Origin of the sequence: Aeromonas bivalvium, from assembly GCF_046078285.1 — a bacterium.
GTDB classification, from domain to species: Bacteria; Pseudomonadota; Gammaproteobacteria; order Enterobacterales; family Aeromonadaceae; genus Aeromonas; species Aeromonas bivalvium.
This window is the reverse complement of record NZ_JBGXBV010000001.1, coordinates 1,024,320-1,040,728: the sequence shown is the minus strand read 5'-3', so window position 1 is coordinate 1,040,728 and position 16,409 is coordinate 1,024,320. Positions and strand designations below refer to the sequence as shown.

Sequence of the window (16,409 nt, the reverse complement as noted above, 5' to 3'; positions counted from 1 at the left end):
GACAAGAAGGCGCCCCCGCTGCCGGGGACGCCTCCTTGGTGGGTGGGGCATCAGCGTGCCAGCAGGGGAGGGGAGCGATAGCTCCACATGCCATAGGTGCGCAGGGCATCGCGATAGATGCCGAGCAGCTCGCCCGCCTCGACCCGGGCCAGGCTGGAGACGGGCTTGTCCGGGTAGCTGACGCTGTCGATGCGAATGTTGGCCGGACCGGTTTGCCAGCAGGCAATCTCGAGCAGGGTCTGACCACGGCGCACATGGCTGGCCGAGCTGACCAGGGTGGCCTTGTCTATCTGGTGACGGGCCAGCACCCAGGCGGTGTTGAGGGCGTTTTCCACCGTGCTGGTGGCATAGTTGTCCTCTATGATCCGCGATCGGCTGATCCCCTTGCTCACCAGCCAGTCGGCCATGACACTGGCTTCTGTCTTGCGATTCTGGGGCACGCCGCCGCTCACTATGATGAGGGCCTGGGGATCGGCCTTGGCCAGGGCTCGGGTGGTGTCGAGTCGCCCCAGCAGTATGTCGCTCATGGAACCATCGGGGTTCAGGGCATAGCCCAGGGTGACGATGGCGCGCCGCCCCGTCTTGTCCTGATCCCGCCCTGCCCGCTCCTTGAGCGGCGTCGTGACCACCCTGTCTATGGTGGCAAAGAGGCGGCGCAGATCGGCCTCTCGCCCCGGGTTGCGGGCCTTGACCCGGTCGAGATACTGGCTCGACCCCCCCTCGTCGCCCTTGACGCGCAGCCAGACCGCCAGATAGGAGAGCAGATCCACATCATCGGGGGCGGCGGTCAGGGCCTGGTTGAGCAGGGCGATGGCCCTGTCCAGCTTGCCGTTGTAGATCTGGGCATTGGCGGCCGAGATGAGCAGATCGGTGCGATAGGGCTCGAGCTGATAGGCCTCCAGCAGCCGGGAGGTGACGAGCTCCATGTTGCTCGGCATCTTGGCGGTGAAGCCGGCATCCGAGACGCGGGCGGGGGAGTCATAGATCTGCCTGGCTTCACCGAGCAGCTGATCCACCACCTGGCGCTTGCTGATGAGCTGGCCGTAATCCGATTCAGATTGCAGGCTGCGCACCGGCACGGCCCAGCTCTGGACCGGACAGAGCAGGGAGAGGGTGAGCAGGGCGGCGAGGGAGAGTCTGGTATCCATAAGCTGTTCACCTGATTGGGAGAAAGAGAGTCGGCTTTAGCCTGGGGCTGCCCGTCATCAAACCGGCGCCACGCCCTGTCGACTATAACAGGCCGGGGGCGATAAAAACGGGATCGGGTCTGGAAATGCCTCCCCGGACTCATCCTGTGAAGGGGATCCTGACGCAGGGGCGGCAACGCGCTACACTGGCTTTTCGTTCTCAATGGAACCTTATCATGACCAGCAAGATCATCCTGGACACGGATCCCGGCATCGACGATGCCATGGCCATCCTCTTCGCCGAGGCACACCCCGACATCGATCTGGTGGGGATCACCACCGTCTTTGGCAATGCCACCATAGAGAACGGCACCCGCAATGCCCTCTGGCTCAAGCAAAAATATGGCATGAGGGCCGACGTGGCCATGGGGGCCGCCGCGCCCCTGGTGCGCGAGCCCGTGGGGCCGACCACAGTGGTGCACGGCCCGAGCGGGCTGGGCGATGTGGCGGCGGGGGAGGTGACCCTGGCGCCGGATCCCCGTCCGGCCTGGCAATACCTGGTCGAGACGGTGCAGGCCAACCCCGGCGAGATCACCCTGGTGACCATAGGGCCGCTCACCAACCTGGCCCTGGCGCTGGCGCATGCCCCCGAGATAGTCACCCAGGTCAAGCAGGTGGTGGTGATGGGGGGCGCCTTTGGCGTCAATGGCCATCGCGGCAACGTGACCCCCTATGCCGAGGCCAACATTCACGACGATCCCGAGGCGGCGGACAGGGTCTTCACCGCCCCCTGGCCTCTGGTGATCATCGGGCTGGACGTGACTCAGCAGAGCTTCTTCAGCGGCGCCTACCTCGATGCCCTGCGAGACGAGGCGGGGGAGCCCGGCCGCTTCCTGTGGGATGTCAGCCGCTTCTATCTGAGGTTCTATTCCGAGCGTATCGGCCTGGATGGCTGCCATGTGCACGATCCCTCCGCCATCGCCTATGTGATCGATCCGACCCTGTTTACCCTGAGAGAGGGGCCGGTGCGGGTCGTCACGGACGGCCCCGCCATCGGCCACACCCTGCAGAAGTTTGACGACAGACGCCATCCCCATGACGGGTGGGCAGGCTGCCCGGCGCAGCGGGTCGGGGTGGCGGTGCGGGATCAGGCCCTGCTGGCCCTCTATCGGGACACCCTGGTGGCCTGGGGCAAGGGGAGCGACTAGCGCGGGGATCCTGGATTCATCTCATTTATTTCATTGTTGATAAGGAGTCGATATGGAGTGGTATCTGGCCGTGATGAGGAAATATGCCGTCTTTGCCGGGCGGGCGAGGCGCAAGGAGTACTGGATGTTCGTGCTCTGCAACCTGGGGATAGCCCTGCTGCTGGGTCTGCTTGGCCAGTTGATCGGGCTCAAGGAGCAGATCGCCAACCTCTACTCCCTGCTGGTCTTGCTGCCGAGCCTGGCGGTGGGGGCCCGGCGCCTGCACGACACGGATCGCAGCGGCTGGTGGCTGCTCATCAACCTGATCCCCATCGTCGGCACCCTGGTCTTCCTCTACTTCATGGTGTGCGAGGGACAGGCGGGCCCCAACCGCTTCGGGGAAGATCCCAAGGCCAGCTGACATGACAAGGCCCGCCCTCCCGGCGGGCCTTGCTGTTACTGGCTTTTGTTGCGGGCGTCGCCCCTATTCCGGCCAGCCGGGCTCTCGGGTTTGCAGGGGCGGGATCCGCTCGACCAGGAAGTCGATGAAGGCGCGGCTCTGGGGCTTCAGGAAACGGCCACCGCGAAACACCACCAGGATCTGGTCGTCGCTGTGCTCGTAGGGGGAGGCTCGCCACAGGGGCAGCACGGGCAGCAGGCTCCCCTCATCCAGACTGGACTGCACCATCCAGCTCGAGAGCAGCAGCAGGCCGCAACCGGCCCGGGCCGCCTCCAGCAGCGGGGTGCCGCCAATGGAGGTGAGATTGCCCTGCACCGGAACCCGGACGCGCTGCTGCGCCCCTTGCCGAAAGTACCAGTGCTGGCGCTGACGACCCTGGCCGCGGATGAGGCAGTTGTGGCCGGCGATCTCCTCCGGCGTCCCGGGCACGCCATGGCGGGCCAGATAGGCGGGGGAGGCGACCAGCAGGGAGCGGTTGGTCAGCAGGGTGCGGGCATGAAGGCCGCTGTCGGTCGGGCGTCCGATGCGGATCGCCACATCCACGTTGTCGGCATCGAGATCGACCAGGTGGTTGTCGAACCCTATCTCGAGCCGTATCCCCGGGTAGCGGGCCAGGAACTCGGGCAGCAGGGGCGAGAGGCAGGCGGCGCCGAAGCTCTCGAAGACCGATACGCGCAGCGGGCCGCTTGGCGCCTCATGGAGTGGCTGGAGGGATTGCACCAGCTGATCGGCCTCCTCCAGCAGGCGCACCGAGCGGGCGAGAAAATAGTCCCCCTGCTCGGTGAGCACCAGCTGACGGGTACTGCGCTTGAACAGGGGCACCCCCAGCTGGGCCTCCAGGCTGTCGATGGTGCGGGTCACCGAGGAGGGGGCCAGGCTGAGGGCGCGGGCGGCGCGGGAGAAGCTGCCCGACTCCACCACCTGGGCCAGGATACGAATGCGATCCAGCATGGATACTCCTTTGCGATAAATGCAAAACTGTTGCAGTTTACGGCGGTATTCTATTTTCGGTTGCGAAGATGAACAATGAGGTTCTTGCCCAAGCCGGGCGTTTCTTGCACAGGAGCATCCCATGTCAGCACGTATCCAACTGGCCAACCTGGTTCCCACCGCCGTCAAGGCCATGATGGGCCTCGAGTCCTATCTCGGTGGCACGGACATCCCCTTCATCCTCAAGGAGCTCATCAAGTTGCGGGCCTCCATGATCAATGGCTGTGCCTACTGCATCGAGATGCACGCCGAGGCCGCCATGGCCGAGCAGGAGAGTCCCCAGCGTCTGCTGGCCCTGGCCGCCTGGCGTGAATCCCCGCTATTTGATGAGCGGGAGCGCGCCGTGCTGGCCCTCACCGACGAGGTGACGCGGCTCGACGAGCAAGGGCTCAGCGAGGAGACCTACCAGCGGGCCCTGGGGCTGCTGGGCGAGACCCTGCTGGCCCAATGCCTGATGCAGATAGTCACCATCAATGCCTGGAACCGGATCGCGGTCGCCACCCGGATGGAGCATGGGCACTCCTGACCCCCGAGGGGATGGAGCGGCAGGCTAGAAAGCGGTGTTGTCAGGGCAGGGGCCAGGCCACTGCCCTTATTTGTTGCCTTGGCTGGCTGTTCTGGTTATTTATTTTTAAATAATGTAAATGTATTGTTAATGCATGGCGCCATTGGAATTTCTTCAGGTACCTGAGTGTATAAAATATAATTAATCATATCAGGAAATGCCCGCTGGCCGCGGCCTTGCCCTTATTTCCCGCCCGACGACCCCATGCCATTACCCCTCTATTTATTAATGTTATGCGTTCAGGAATTGTTCATTCTACTTGATGACGGCTTTTTATTGGTCTTGTATGAGGCTGTTAATTAATTGGTATCAGACCGGGATTGATTAGTGTGAGCCCCCAGTCCCATCCCCAACACCCAACCCTCTGCCGGGATTAATTTTTCATGTTGTTTAGCCGGGTGTCTCTTGCCCAGAATGATGCGTTTTATTTATAGCTTTACGCCTTGCAAGAGAAAGGAAGTAGCATGAGACCTTTTGACTATAAGAGGGGCTTGGGAGCTTTGTTATTAATCGCCGTCACTGGCTTGTTGAGTGGCTGCGATATGGCATTAATGAATCCCAAGGGCCAGATTGGTCTGGAAGAGAAGTCGCTGATATTAACTGCGCTTTATTTAATGTTAATCGTGGTGATCCCGGTCATTATCATGGCCGTGGTATTTGCCCGTAAATATCGAGCCTCCAATACCAGTGCGACCTATGCACCGGATTGGGCCCACTCCAACAAGATTGAAGTCGTGGTCTGGACAGTGCCGGTGATTATCATCGCCATTCTGGCCGTGATCACCTGGAAGACCTCCCACGAGCTTGATCCCTACAAGCCGCTCACCTCCGATGTCAAACCGATCCAGGTCGATGTGATTTCGCTCGACTGGAAATGGCTGTTTGTCTATCCCGAGCTGGGCATCGCCTCGGTCAATGAATTGGCCTTCCCTGCCCATACACCGGTCAATTTCCGCATCACCTCGGATTCGGTCATGAACTCCTTCTTCATTCCGCGTCTGGGTGGACAGATCTATGCCATGGCCGGGATGCAGACCAAGCTGCACCTCATCGCCAATGAGGCGGGGCAGTATGACGGCATCTCCAGCAGCTACAGCGGCGCCGGTTTCTCGGGCATGAAATTCAAGGCCATCGCGACCCAGGATCAAGCCGGTTTCGACGCCTGGGTTGCCAAGGTGAAAGCCGCGCCCAAGGTGTTGACCACCATGGCAGAGTTCGACGCCCTGGCCAAGCCGACCCAATACCATCCGGTGGAGTATTTCTCCGCGGCCGACCCCGTGCTGTTCACCAAGGTGATCAACAAGTTCATGGGTGACATGAACCACGGGAGTCATGCAGGGATGGCGCACGGCGCGACCCCTGGCCAGGAGGGAGAGCACCAGGCCATGAACCATGCCGCCATGGCCCATGACAGCCAAGGGGATCATGCCGGGCATATGCCGATGGGTGACCACTCTGTGAACGCGGGATCCGAGGAATAACTGATGTTTGGAAAATTAACGCTCGACGCCATCCCATACCATGAGCCGATCATCATGGTGACGGTGGCGGCCATCATTCTGGGCGGGCTTGCGATCGCCGCCCTCATCACCTACTACGGCAAGTGGCAATACCTGTGGCAGGAGTGGTTCACCTCGGTGGATCACAAGCGCCTCGGGATCATGTATCTCATCCTGGGGATGGTGATGCTGCTGCGCGGCTTCGCCGATGCGGTCATGATGCGGACCCAGCAGGTGATGGCCTCGGCCGGTGGGGAAGGGGTGCTGCCGCCCCATCACTACGATCAGATCTTCACCGCCCACGGCGTCATCATGATCTTCTTCGTGGCCATGCCCCTGGTGATCGGCCTGATGAACATAGTGGTGCCGCTGCAAATCGGTGCCCGTGATGTGGCCTTCCCCTTCTTGAACAACCTGAGCTTCTGGTTTACCGCCGCTGCCGTGGTGCTGATCAACGTCTCCCTCGCCGTGGGTGAGTTCGCCCAGACCGGCTGGCTGGCCTATCCGCCCCTGTCGGGTCTGGAGTACAGCCCGGGCGTCGGGGTGGATTACTGGATCTGGAGCCTGCAGATATCGGGGCTGGGCACCCTGCTGACCGGGGTGAACTTCTTCGCCACCATCATCAAGATGCGGGCCCCTGGCATGACCATGATGCGCCTGCCGGTGTTCACCTGGACCGCCCTGTGCGCCAACATCCTGATCATCGCCTCCTTCCCGATCCTGACCGTCACCATCGCCCTGCTCACCGCAGACCGCTACCTGGGTACCCATTTCTTTACCAATGACATGGGTGGCAACATGATGATGTACATCAACCTGATCTGGGCCTGGGGTCACCCCGAGGTGTATATCCTGGTGCTGCCGGTGTTTGGCATCTTCTCCGAGGTGGTCGCCACCTTCAGCAAGAAGAAGCTGTTTGGCTACACCTCCCTGGTGTGGGCGACCGTGGCCATTACCGTGCTCTCCTTCATCGTCTGGCTGCACCACTTCTTCACCATGGGCTCGGGCGCCAACGTCAATGCCTTCTTCGGCATCACCACCATGATCATCTCGATCCCGACCGGGGTGAAGATCTTCAACTGGCTGTTCACCATGTACCGGGGTCGCATCGCGTTCACCTCGCCCATGCTGTGGACCGTCGGTTTCATCATCACCTTCACCATAGGGGGCATGACAGGGGTGCTGCTCTCGGTGCCGGCGGCGAACTTCGTGCTGCACAACAGCCTGTTCCTCATCGCCCACTTCCACAACGTCATCATCGGCGGCGTGGTGTTCGGCTGCTTCGCCGGCATCACCTACTGGTTCCCGAAGGCGTTTGGCTTCACCCTGGACGAGACCTGGGGCAAGCGTGCCTTCTGGTGCTGGATCGTCGGCTTCTTCGTCGCCTTCATGCCGCTCTACGTGCTGGGCTTCATGGGCATGACCCGTCGCGTCAGCCAGCAGATTGATCCCGCCTTCCACCCCTGGCTGGTGGTGGCGGCGGTCGGTGCCGGCCTCATCGCCCTGGGGGTGCTGTGCCAGCTCGTCCAGGTGGTAGTGAGCATTCGCGATCGGGAGAAGAACCGGGATCTGACCGGTGACCCCTGGGGTGGCCGTACCCTGGAGTGGGCCACCTCCTCGCCGCCGCCCTTCTACAACTTTGCCATCGAGCCGACGATCAAGAGCCTGGATGCGTTCTGGGAAGCCAAGGCTGACGGCAGCGCTTACAAGCAGCCGGCCAAGTATGCCCCCATCCACATGCCCAAGAACTCGGGGGCCGGCGTCATCATTGCCGCCTTCAGCGTGGTGTTTGGCTTTGCCATGATCTGGCACATCTGGTGGATGGCCCTGGTCGGCTTCGTCGGCATGATAGGGACCTGGATCATTCACAGTTTCAACGATGATGTGGACTACTACGTGCAGGTCGACGAGATCGAGCGCATCGAAGGTCAGCATTTCGACAACATCAGCAAGGTGGCATGAGAACCGATATGGCTACTGATATTCTGCAACACTCCCACCATCAGGGTGCCCACGACGGGCACCATGATGCCGGCGCCAACAAGGTGTTCGGCTTCTGGATCTACCTGATGAGTGACTGCATCCTGTTCGCCTGCCTGTTTGCCACCTATGCGGTACTGGTGACCGGCACCGCGGGCGGCCCCACCGGCAAGGACATTTTCGAACTGCCGTTCGTGTTTGCCGAGACCATGCTGCTGCTCTTTAGCAGCATCACCTTCGGCTTTGCCATGCTGGCCATGAACAAGGACAAGGTGGCGTCGGTCAACACCTGGCTGCTGGTGACCTTCTTGCTGGGCGCCGGCTTCATCGCCATGGAGATCTACGAGTTCCATCATCTGATCGCCGAAGGCTTCGGTCCCCAGCGCAGCGGTTTCCTCTCCGCCTTCTTCACCCTGGTCGGCACCCACGGTATCCACGTCACCAGTGGTCTTATCTGGATCATCGTCATGATGGTGCTGATATCCAAGAAGGGGCTCAACGAGCGCAACCGTACCCGCCTGATGTGCCTGAGCCTGTTCTGGCACTTCCTGGACGTGGTCTGGATCTGTGTGTTTACCGTGGTCTATCTGATGGGGGTCATGTAAATGAGTCATTCTGTTGACAATATTGACTGTGCCAGCCACGACAGTGTCAGAACCTATCTGAAGGGGGTCATGTAAATGAGCACTCATTCCGTTGACAATCACGGTGCCAGCCACGGCAGCGCCAAGAGCTATCTGATTGGCTTCGTGCTGTCGGTGATCCTGACCGCCATCCCGTTCTGGCTGGTGATGGAGGGCACCGCCTCCCATGGCGTCATCCTGGGGGCCGTGGTCGCCACTGCCGTGGTGCAGATCTTCGTGCACCTGGCCTACTTCCTGCACATGAACACCTCGTCCGAGGAGCGCTGGAACCTGGTGGCCCTGGTGTTTACCGTGCTCATCATCGCCATCGTGGTGGGGGGATCCCTGTGGATCATGTACAACCTCAACATCAACATGATGCCAAGTTGAGCGGCGTGATGATGAAGCAATACCTGCAAGTGACCAAGCCGGGCATCATCTTCGGCAACCTCATCTCGGTGATCGGCGGTTTTCTGCTGGCCGCCAAGGGGAACCTGGATCTGCCCCTCTTCATCCTGACCATGGTGGGGGTCTCCCTGGTGGTGGCGTCCGGTTGCGTGTTCAACAACTACATCGACCGGGACATCGACTGCATCATGGAGCGCACCAAGCACCGCGCCCTGGTGAGGGGGCTCATCGCCCCCGGCGTCTCCCTCTGGTATGCGACGGCCCTGGGCCTTGCCGGGGTGGCGCTGCTCTACTTTGCCGCCAACCCCCTGGCGGCGCTGCTGGCGGTGCTCGGCTTCATCGTGTACGTGGGGGTCTACAGCCTCTACATGAAGCGTCACTCGGTCTACGGCACCCTGATAGGCAGCCTCTCCGGCGCCGCGCCGCCGGTCATCGGCTACTGCGCGGTGAGCGGTCAGTTCGACTCGGGCGCGCTTATCCTGCTGGCGATCTTCAGCCTGTGGCAGATGCCGCACTCCTATGCGATCGCCATCTTCCGCTTCAAGGACTACCAGGCGGCGGGCATTCCCGTGCTGCCGGTGGTGAAGGGGATTTCGGTGGCCAAGCACCACATCACCCTCTACATCCTGGCCTTCATGGTGCCGACCATGATGCTGTTTCTCGGCGGCTACGCCGGTTACAAGTACCTGGTGGTGGCCACGGCGGTCAGCGTCTGGTGGCTGGGGATGGCGCTGTCCGGTTACAAGCAGGCGGTGGATGACTCCCTCTGGGCCCGCAAGCTGTTCATGTTCTCGATTGTCACCATCACCTGTCTGAGCGTGATGATGTCGGTGGATGGGCAGCCGGATGTGGCTTCCGCAGTGCTGGTCAGCATGTTGCCCTGATGGCCCTATTGCCCGAGCCAGGCCCGCCAAGATGGGGGCTGGCTCAGGGTTTGGGACTCGGCGGCTTCATCTCGCCCCGAAAATGCGTAAAATCCAGAGCCGGGCACAGTCCCGGCTCTGTTGCCATCTGAGCCGGTGCGCCGAAGAGGCTTTCCGGATACCACCCGGGCGCTTCGCCTGCCAAGGCCCTTCGTGCCCCACTCTTTTCACTCCGTTTCTATCGCACTGAGGCCGTCATGCATGATTTCAAGATGACCCGGGGCGAGCTGCGCGCCACCTGGGCGCTCGGTTCCCTCTTCTCCCTGCGCATGCTCGGCATGTTCATGGTGCTGCCGGTATTGACCACCTACGGCATGTCCCTGGCCGGCGCCACCGAGGCGCTCATCGGCCTTGCCATCGGCATCTATGGCCTGACCCAGGCCCTGCTGCAGATCCCGTTCGGCCTGCTCTCGGATCGCATCGGCAGAAAGCCCCTCATCGTCGGCGGCCTGCTGCTGTTTGCCCTGGGCAGCGGGATTGCGGCCCTGACCCACTCCATCTGGGGGGTGATCCTGGGGCGTGCCCTGCAAGGCAGCGGCGCCATCTCGGCCGCCATCATGGCGCTCCTGTCGGATCTCACCCGGGAGCAGAACCGCACCAAGGCGATGGCCTTCATCGGCATCAGCTTTGGCATCACCTTCGCCATCGCCATGGTGACCGGCCCCCTGATCACCCAGGCCATCGGCCTCTCAGGCCTGTTCTGGCTCATCGCCCTGCTGGCGCTCGGGGGCATCGCCATCCTGCTGTGGTGGGTGCCGGCGCCCGAGGCGCACCTGCTCAATCGCGAATCCGGCATGGTGAAGGGGGGCTTCAAGCGGGTGCTGGGCAACCCCCGTCTGCTCAAGCTCAACGTCGGCATCTTCTGTGTCCACACCCTGCTGATGTCGAGTTTCGTGGCGCTGCCCCCCTTGCTGGAACAAGCGGGTCTGCCCCGGGACCAGCAGTGGCAGGCGTTCCTCTACACCATGCTGATCGCCTTCGTGAGCGTGGTGCCCGTCATCATCTATGCCGAGAAACGCAGGCGCATGAAGCGGGTGTTCCAGCTCTGCGTGCTGGCCATGCTCGGGGCCGAGGTGGTGCTGTGGAAATCGGGCTTGCAGCTGTGGGGCATACTGGCCGGTTTGCAGCTGTTCTTCATCGGCTTCAACCTGATGGAGGCACTGCTGCCGTCTCTCATCAGCAAGGAGTCGTCGCCGGGTTACAAGGGCACCGCCATGGGGGTCTACTCCACCAGCCAGTTCCTCGGCGTGGCCATCGGCGGCAGCCTGGGGGGGTTCCTCTATGGCGAGGGGGGGGCGGCCCTGGTGTTTGGCAGCTGCGCCCTGCTGGCGCTGCTCTGGCTCGGGCTCAGCCTCACCATGAAAGAGCCGCCCTATGTCAGCAGCCTGCGCATCCTGCTGCCGGCAGGGGTGGAGGCCACCCCGGCTCTTGAGCAAAAAGTACGGGCCCGGGAGGGGGTGAGCGATGTGCTGCTGGACGGCGCCGAGCGCTCCCTCTACGTCAAGGTGGACTCCCGGCGCATCAAGCGCAGCGATCTGGAGCAGCTGGTGGCCAGCTGACCTGCTGGGTTGGCATGACGGAGCCATCGACACGGGTTTGCTATGCTGAACTCCTCAACCAAGGAGGAGAGTCTCATGTCATATGTGGACGGATTCGTGCTCGCCGTGCCCACGGCCAACAAGCAGGCCCTGATCGAACATGCCCGCCAGTTCGATCCCATCTTTCTCGAATATGGCGCCACCCGGGTGCTGGAGTGCTGGGGGGACGACGTGCCCCACGGCAAGCAGACCGACTTTTACCGGGCGGTGGCGGCGAAGGAGGATGAAACCGTGGTCTTCTCCTGGGTGGAGTGGCCGGACAAGGCCACCCGGGATCAGGCCATGGCCAGAATGATGGAAGATCCCAGGATGGATCCGGGCAACCCGGCCAATCAGGTCATGCCCTTCGATGGTGCCCGCATGATCTTCGGCGGCTTCAGCCCTGTGCTCGAACTCAACGGCTGATTGACGCACCCTTGAATAAAAGAGAGGCCCGCCATCTGGTGGGCCTCTCTTTTTCAGGTGCGGGCATTGGCGCGGTGGACGGAGCAGCTGAAACAGCCGGGGTTGGCATTGTGGATCTGCAGGTAGCTCACCGCCTCGCTTGAAAACTGGCTGCGCACCGCCTGCTCGAACTGGGTGCCCTGGATGGTCTGTGCATGGATCATCATGTGCGCACTGTCATAGGCCCGGACAGAGAGCAGCCGTCCCGGCAAGATGTCGGGTATCTCATTGACGTCCAGCTCGGCGGTATCGGCCTGCTGGCGCACGAACACGGGGCCACAAGCGCGATAGGGGGAGTCGACGTCGTGATAGGGGAAGGGGATGAGCAGCACCCTTTCCCCCACACTGGCTTCTCGCAGGGAGACCCGGCAGGGATAGCCCGGGCTGGCGTCGGCGACGAGCCAGCGGCCATTGACGGCGTCGAGCGCCTTCTCCTCCATGTTCATGAAGCGGGCAAACAGACCCTTGTCGAGAGCCTGGATGATGAAGTCGGTATTCATGGCAACATCCTGTCGAGTGAAAGCGCCATGATAGCCATTGCGCGCGCCGATGCTGGCCATTTTCGGTCAGGGAATCTTGTTGTCGAGCGCCCCTTGCCGGGGGAGACCGCGCGGTGATGCACTCGGTCAGCATGGTCGGCAAGCACACCGCCTGCCTCGGCACAGGCTGCTTGCGCGTATCGCCATCCACAGCCTCCATTGTTACTGGATCAGCGGATACAGCTTGTCGTGATAGAAACCATCAAAATCCGCGATGGCATCGAGCCGCAAGGGGGCCGGCAGAGTGAAGCCTTGCCAGGTCTCCCTGAAGACTTCATCGCCATTTCCCTGCGCATCCCGGTTGATGTTTTCCCGGATCAGCACCTTGCGGGTCGAGAAGTTGATGCTGGTCATCCGCTCGATCAGGGGGCCCCGGTTATCACTGTCGTCGTACCCAATCAGGGTGAAGCCGGCGTCCTGATACCTGAATTTGTAGGACCAGTCACCATAGCGCCCGTGACCGTAGTGAATGTGCAATATCCCCTTGTCGATGGACAGCCAGAGCTCGGGGGCAAAATAGACGCCGCCATCCTCCTGCTCCGAGGAGAAGCAGGCCAGGTTTTCCAGCGCCAAGGCGTAGTGATCCCCCTGCTTGAACGCAATGATGAGGCCCCGCCGGTTGCGATCCAGCGCGCCACGGTATTCGTCCACCAGCCGCTTGCCCGGATCCGTGCCCTTGATGATGAGGACAGTATCCGCCTGGCCATCCCGATTGAGATCCCCCTCCATCTTCTCAAAGAGCACATAGCCTTCAGGAATGAAATCGAGGGGGTCCTGCGCGGTGGCCCTGGCCGCTTGTGCGAGTGCATGCCCAGGCAGCACGCCAGGTAGCAGCAAGGCGAGGAGCCAGATCCGTGTTTTCATGGTATTCCTGTGTTCAAACGACGCCAAATGCAGCGATCATGCCGAGCCCGGGAACCAATGGCAAGCCCCTCGGGGGAGTCGAGCAGGGGAACAAATCAGGGAAGAAAATGCGCAGAGGGCGGCGCAGCGCCCGGGCGTTTGCCAGCCGAAAAACGGAGACACCGGCGCGAGGCCGGTGTCTTGGCATAACGAGAGCTGCCCCAAGGCTTCGCCCCGGATCGGGGGCGGCGGCCCTGGGTCTCAGGCGTAAAACGCCCCGACCGTGCCCTTGACGGTGATCTGCATGGGGTTGCCGTAGCACTCCCTGGCATTGGGGGAGGGGATCGTCACCCAGCCTTCGCGGATGCAGTGCTCCTCGACATTGGTGCGCGCCTTGCCATTCACGCCAATGCCGCTCTTGTGCTCGAAGCTCTCGGCCACAGGGTGCGGGCTGCGCGGGTTGGCCGCCAGACGATCGGGCAGTGCAGGCTGGCAGCGCCAGCAGGCTGGTGAGGGTCGGGGCAATCGCGGTTTTCTTCATCATCATGGCGTTCCTCCTGGGGTGAGGGGCACCCGTCATGGCAGGTTACCAGAGCGCGTTTTCATTAAAAGCGGATGCCTGGTCTGTCCTGACTCTTCCCCTTCCCGCTGGAAAAACATGAACCGTTTCGACTATCGGGATGGCTCGCCTCCGGCCTGGCCCAGGCGCTCGTCAAGAAACGCCAGCCAGGCCTGCACCTTGGCGGGCAGGTGGCGTCGGCGGGGATAGACGCACCAGACGCCGTGCTCGGGCAGGGCATGGCCCGGCAGCAGGGGCAGCAGGCGGCCTGCGGCGAGATCCTCGCCCACGATGAAGTCAGGCATGTTGCCGATACCGAGCCCCGCCAGCAGCGCCGTGTGGATGGCGTCGCTGTTGTTGACCTCGAAATTGCCCCTGGGGGTGATGGCCACCTCCCCCTCGGGCCCGTGCAGCCGCCACCGGGTGCCGCCGCGAAACAGGGAGTAGAAGAGACAGTTGTGGCGCTCGAGATCGGCCGGGGTGCGGGGCGTACCAGCCCGCGCCAGATAGGCGGGGGCGGCGCACAATGTGCTGTGACAGGGGGCGAGGCGGCGGGCGATCAGGCTCGAATCCTCCAGCTCGCCGATGCGCAGCGCCACGTCGAACCCCTCGGCCACCAGATCCTGCTGGGCGTCGCTCATCTCGAGCTGCAACTGCACCTCCGGGTGGCGGGCGAGAAACTCGGGGATGAGGGGGGCGATGTGGCGCCGGCCATAGACCATGGGCACAGTCACCCGCAGCAGGCCGCGCGGCGCCGATTGCAGGGCGCCGATGGCATCTTCCCCGTCGCTGGCCAGACGCACCGCATGGCGCACCGTCTCGAAGTAGCGCTCCCCCGCCTCGGTGAGGGTGAGGGAGCGGGTGGTGCGATAGAGGAGCTGGCAGCCGAGGGCCTGTTCGAGCTGGCTCACCTTCTTGCTCAGCACCGACTTGCTGAGGCCGAGCTGGCGGGCTGCGCCGGAGAAACTGCCCGACTCCACCACGGCGACGAAGGCGGGGAGCAGGGCGAAGGCATCCTGGTTCATGCTGTTCTTAATGTGGAAGCAATGTTGTTCCAAAAGGGTAGATTATCCGCAAATCAAAAACAATTTACCCTGCTCGTCAGTTCAACCAAGGAGCAAGCCATGATCCCCCCTCTTGTTGACCGCAGCCCCGGCCGCCTCGCCCTCGGCCAGGCACTCGGCCAGAGCATAGGCGCCCTGGCCGCCTTCGTTGCCGGCCTGTTGTTGGCGCTGATGATCGCCCAGAACGGCGCCCTGGCCCGCGCCACCGACCCCTGGCTCGCGAGCTGGCTGGCCCACGGGGTCGGCAGCCTGGTGGCCGCGCTCCTGTGGTGGCTCTCCCCAAGGTCCCCGACGCCGGAGGCGGCCCCGCGATGGGCCTGGCTTGGCGGCCTGCCGGGGGCGCTCACCGTGGTGCTGGCGGCCCTGTGCCTCAACTCCCCCCTGGGTATGGCGGGCACCCTGGCCCTGCTGCTGCTCGGCCAGCTGCTGTTTGGTGCCCTGTGCGACGGCCTCGGCTGGCTCGGGCTGGCCCGGCGCCGCCCCTCGGGTATGGACGCGCTCGCCGCCTTGCTGGTGCTGGCCGGCGCCCTGCTTATCGTACTTGGTTAGGAGAAACACCATGACCCTATTGATCCTGCTGGGACTGCTCAACGGCGTGGCGGTGAGCCTGTCGCGCACCCTCAATGGCCGCCTCGCCAGCGCCCGTGGCGCCATGACGGCGTCGCTCGCCAACCACCTGCTCGGCTTCGCGCTGCTCGGCGCCCTGCTCATCCTCAAAGGGGCCCCCTGGGAGCGGCTCGCCGGGCTCGATCCCTGGTTGCTGCTCGGCGGCGTGCTGGGGGCGCTCTTCGTCGCCATCAGCAGCTGGGCCATCGGCCGGGTCGGCGCCCTGGCCTGCGCCCTGCTCATCGTCACGGGCCAGCTGGCGGGAGGCGCCCTGCTCGATGCCCTGGCCGGACGGCTGGCCGCGAGCGATCTGCTTGGCATCCTGCTGGTGCTGACAGGGGCCGCGCTGCAACGCTGGCAGGCCGGCAAGGCGCGCCCCACGCCATGAGGGGCACTGGCGTGGCGACACCCAGAGACGGGTGACAAGCGCGCCGCCCTTGTCTTGACGGCAACGGCCAGCCAGATCAGGGCCCTGGCGGAAGGGAAAGGCGAAGGAAAGGAAAAGGAAGAAAAAGGAAGGCAAAGGAGAACAAAGAAAGAGAGGCCGCCTGTAATCCTGGGTCGCCCTCAAAAGCAGAACACCGGCGCAAGGCCGGTGCTTTGAATTAACAGGGTCGCGCCCCTGCTCGGGGCATCGCGGCCATACGCTGCTTAGGCGTAGAAGGCTTCGACGGTGCCCTTGACGGTGATCAGCATGGGGTTGCCGTAGCGATCCTTGGCCTTGGGGGAGGGGATCTTCACCCAGCCTTCGCTGATGCAGTACTCCTCGACATTGGTACGCTCCTTGCCGTTCACGCGAATGCCGATCTCGTGCTCGAAGCACTCCGCCACATGGTGCGGGCTGCGCGGGTTGGCCGCCAGACGGTCGGGCAGTGCCGGTTTGTTGTCGCTCATTTTATTTACCTGAGTGTGATAAAAAGTGGGTCATTGTAGGCAATGCCCGCCATGGGCTCAAGGCTGGGCTGCGTCCCGCGCTGACGACTGGATATGCCGT

At 62.8% G+C, this 16,409-nt stretch carries 19 protein-coding genes; 12 read left to right on the top strand and 7 right to left on the bottom strand.

The features are described from left to right. Positions 1-50: 50 nt before the first annotated feature. Positions 51-1,148 (bottom strand): YdcF family protein, encoded by a 1,098-nt coding sequence (locus ACEUCR_RS04775; protein ID WP_042000842.1) that lies wholly within the window; start codon positions 1,146-1,148, stop codon positions 51-53. Between the two features lie 215 nt (positions 1,149-1,363). Here ACEUCR_RS04775 and ACEUCR_RS04770 point away from each other — a divergent pair, with 215 nt between their 5' ends. Together ACEUCR_RS04770 and ACEUCR_RS04765 are read left to right on the top strand one after the other, a co-directional pair. Next, a complete protein-coding gene (locus ACEUCR_RS04770; protein ID WP_408788419.1) occupies positions 1,364-2,335 on the top strand; it encodes a nucleoside hydrolase in 972 nt (323 codons plus the stop codon). A 52-nt stretch (positions 2,336-2,387) separates the two neighbouring features. Next, on the top strand, positions 2,388-2,735 hold the full coding sequence (locus tag ACEUCR_RS04765; protein WP_042000836.1) for a DUF805 domain-containing protein: 348 nt from the start codon (positions 2,388-2,390) through the stop codon (positions 2,733-2,735). A 63-nt stretch (positions 2,736-2,798) separates the two neighbouring features. On the opposite strand, the gene ACEUCR_RS04760 is transcribed toward ACEUCR_RS04765, so the two are convergent. Beyond that, positions 2,799-3,725: a LysR family transcriptional regulator gene (locus ACEUCR_RS04760; protein WP_408788416.1), complete on the bottom strand. Its 927-nt coding sequence runs from the start codon at positions 3,723-3,725 to the stop codon at positions 2,799-2,801. A 121-nt stretch (positions 3,726-3,846) separates the two neighbouring features. On the opposite strand from ACEUCR_RS04760, the gene ACEUCR_RS04755 reads away from it, so the two are divergent. The 8 genes from ACEUCR_RS04755 (at position 3,847) to ACEUCR_RS04720 (ending at position 11,765) form a co-directional block, all read left to right on the top strand. Next, a complete protein-coding gene (locus tag ACEUCR_RS04755; RefSeq protein WP_111873711.1) occupies positions 3,847-4,290 on the top strand; it encodes a carboxymuconolactone decarboxylase family protein in 444 nt (147 codons plus the stop codon). 503 nt (positions 4,291-4,793) lie between these two features. Then, positions 4,794-5,810 carry a cytochrome o ubiquinol oxidase subunit II gene (gene cyoA / locus ACEUCR_RS04750; RefSeq protein WP_111873710.1) on the top strand — a complete coding sequence of 339 codons (1,017 nt, stop codon included), beginning with the start codon at positions 4,794-4,796 and terminating at the stop codon, positions 5,808-5,810. Positions 5,811-5,813: 3 nt separating this feature from the next. Next, positions 5,814-7,790, top strand: coding sequence for a cytochrome o ubiquinol oxidase subunit I (gene cyoB, locus ACEUCR_RS04745; protein ID WP_408788413.1), 1,977 nt, complete (start codon positions 5,814-5,816; stop codon positions 7,788-7,790). A gap of 8 nt (positions 7,791-7,798) precedes the next feature. Then, the gene (locus tag ACEUCR_RS04740; RefSeq protein ID WP_408788410.1) at positions 7,799-8,413 is read left to right on the top strand and encodes a cytochrome o ubiquinol oxidase subunit III; all 615 of its coding nucleotides are present in this window, start codon (positions 7,799-7,801) and stop codon (positions 8,411-8,413) included. Positions 8,414-8,488: 75 nt separating this feature from the next. Beyond that, entirely contained in the window at positions 8,489-8,821 is a 333-nt protein-coding gene (locus ACEUCR_RS04735) for a cytochrome o ubiquinol oxidase subunit IV (protein WP_042000821.1), read from the top strand. A 5-nt stretch (positions 8,822-8,826) separates the two neighbouring features. Next, on the top strand, positions 8,827-9,723 hold the full coding sequence (gene cyoE / locus ACEUCR_RS04730; RefSeq protein ID WP_408789038.1) for a heme o synthase: 897 nt from the start codon (positions 8,827-8,829) through the stop codon (positions 9,721-9,723). 236 nt (positions 9,724-9,959) lie between these two features. After that, positions 9,960-11,321, top strand: a complete 1,362-nt coding sequence (locus ACEUCR_RS04725; protein WP_408788407.1) for an MFS transporter — start codon at positions 9,960-9,962, stop codon at positions 11,319-11,321. Between the two features lie 75 nt (positions 11,322-11,396). Continuing rightward, positions 11,397-11,765, top strand: coding sequence for a DUF1428 domain-containing protein (locus ACEUCR_RS04720; RefSeq protein WP_042000815.1), 369 nt, complete (start codon positions 11,397-11,399; stop codon positions 11,763-11,765). A 53-nt stretch (positions 11,766-11,818) separates the two neighbouring features. On the opposite strand, the gene ACEUCR_RS04715 is transcribed toward ACEUCR_RS04720, so the two are convergent. From ACEUCR_RS04715 to ACEUCR_RS04700, 4 genes are all read right to left on the bottom strand, one after another. Next, positions 11,819-12,304 (bottom strand): DUF1203 domain-containing protein, encoded by a 486-nt coding sequence (locus ACEUCR_RS04715; protein ID WP_408788405.1) that lies wholly within the window; start codon positions 12,302-12,304, stop codon positions 11,819-11,821. 201 nt (positions 12,305-12,505) lie between these two features. Then, positions 12,506-13,207, bottom strand: a complete 702-nt coding sequence (locus ACEUCR_RS04710; RefSeq protein ID WP_408788402.1) for a hypothetical protein — start codon at positions 13,205-13,207, stop codon at positions 12,506-12,508. A 240-nt stretch (positions 13,208-13,447) separates the two neighbouring features. Further along, positions 13,448-13,711, bottom strand: coding sequence for a DUF3297 family protein (locus tag ACEUCR_RS04705; protein ID WP_408788399.1), 264 nt, complete (start codon positions 13,709-13,711; stop codon positions 13,448-13,450). A gap of 147 nt (positions 13,712-13,858) precedes the next feature. After that, positions 13,859-14,770, bottom strand: a complete 912-nt coding sequence (locus tag ACEUCR_RS04700; protein ID WP_408788396.1) for a LysR family transcriptional regulator — start codon at positions 14,768-14,770, stop codon at positions 13,859-13,861. A gap of 99 nt (positions 14,771-14,869) precedes the next feature. Between ACEUCR_RS04700 and ACEUCR_RS04695 the strand changes: the two genes are divergently transcribed. Further along, positions 14,870-15,358 carry a DMT family transporter gene (locus ACEUCR_RS04695; RefSeq protein ID WP_408788393.1) on the top strand — a complete coding sequence of 163 codons (489 nt, stop codon included), beginning with the start codon at positions 14,870-14,872 and terminating at the stop codon, positions 15,356-15,358. 10 nt (positions 15,359-15,368) lie between these two features. Continuing rightward, positions 15,369-15,803 carry a DMT family transporter gene (locus ACEUCR_RS04690; protein ID WP_408788390.1) on the top strand — a complete coding sequence of 145 codons (435 nt, stop codon included), beginning with the start codon at positions 15,369-15,371 and terminating at the stop codon, positions 15,801-15,803. 263 nt (positions 15,804-16,066) lie between these two features. On the opposite strand, the gene ACEUCR_RS04685 is transcribed toward ACEUCR_RS04690, so the two are convergent. After that, a complete protein-coding gene (locus tag ACEUCR_RS04685) occupies positions 16,067-16,309 on the bottom strand; it encodes a DUF3297 family protein (protein WP_010673692.1) in 243 nt (80 codons plus the stop codon). Between the last annotated feature and the right edge of the window lie 100 nt (positions 16,310-16,409).

Excerpts from the sequence above, each read along its gene's own strand:
- ACEUCR_RS04775 (WP_042000842.1), bottom strand. The coding sequence starts at position 1,148 with ATGGATACCAGACTCTCCCTCGCCGCCCTGCTCACCCTCTCCCTGCTC.
- ACEUCR_RS04770 (WP_408788419.1), top strand. The coding sequence starts at position 1,364 with ATGACCAGCAAGATCATCCTGGACACGGATCCCGGCATCGACGATGCC.
- ACEUCR_RS04765 (WP_042000836.1), top strand. The coding sequence starts at position 2,388 with ATGGAGTGGTATCTGGCCGTGATGAGGAAATATGCCGTCTTTGCCGGG.
- ACEUCR_RS04760 (WP_408788416.1), bottom strand. The coding sequence starts at position 3,725 with ATGCTGGATCGCATTCGTATCCTGGCCCAGGTGGTGGAGTCGGGCAGC.
- ACEUCR_RS04755 (WP_111873711.1), top strand. The coding sequence starts at position 3,847 with ATGTCAGCACGTATCCAACTGGCCAACCTGGTTCCCACCGCCGTCAAG.
- cyoA (WP_111873710.1), top strand. The coding sequence starts at position 4,794 with ATGAGACCTTTTGACTATAAGAGGGGCTTGGGAGCTTTGTTATTAATC.
- cyoB (WP_408788413.1), top strand. The coding sequence starts at position 5,814 with ATGTTTGGAAAATTAACGCTCGACGCCATCCCATACCATGAGCCGATC.
- ACEUCR_RS04740 (WP_408788410.1), top strand. The coding sequence starts at position 7,799 with ATGGCTACTGATATTCTGCAACACTCCCACCATCAGGGTGCCCACGAC.
- ACEUCR_RS04735 (WP_042000821.1), top strand. The coding sequence starts at position 8,489 with ATGAGCACTCATTCCGTTGACAATCACGGTGCCAGCCACGGCAGCGCC.
- ACEUCR_RS04725 (WP_408788407.1), top strand. The coding sequence starts at position 9,960 with ATGCATGATTTCAAGATGACCCGGGGCGAGCTGCGCGCCACCTGGGCG.
- ACEUCR_RS04720 (WP_042000815.1), top strand. The coding sequence starts at position 11,397 with ATGTCATATGTGGACGGATTCGTGCTCGCCGTGCCCACGGCCAACAAG.
- ACEUCR_RS04715 (WP_408788405.1), bottom strand. The coding sequence starts at position 12,304 with ATGAATACCGACTTCATCATCCAGGCTCTCGACAAGGGTCTGTTTGCC.
- ACEUCR_RS04710 (WP_408788402.1), bottom strand. The coding sequence starts at position 13,207 with ATGAAAACACGGATCTGGCTCCTCGCCTTGCTGCTACCTGGCGTGCTG.
- ACEUCR_RS04700 (WP_408788396.1), bottom strand. The coding sequence starts at position 14,770 with ATGAACCAGGATGCCTTCGCCCTGCTCCCCGCCTTCGTCGCCGTGGTG.
- ACEUCR_RS04695 (WP_408788393.1), top strand. The coding sequence starts at position 14,870 with ATGATCCCCCCTCTTGTTGACCGCAGCCCCGGCCGCCTCGCCCTCGGC.
- ACEUCR_RS04690 (WP_408788390.1), top strand. The coding sequence starts at position 15,369 with ATGACCCTATTGATCCTGCTGGGACTGCTCAACGGCGTGGCGGTGAGC.
- ACEUCR_RS04685 (WP_010673692.1), bottom strand. The coding sequence starts at position 16,309 with ATGAGCGACAACAAACCGGCACTGCCCGACCGTCTGGCGGCCAACCCG.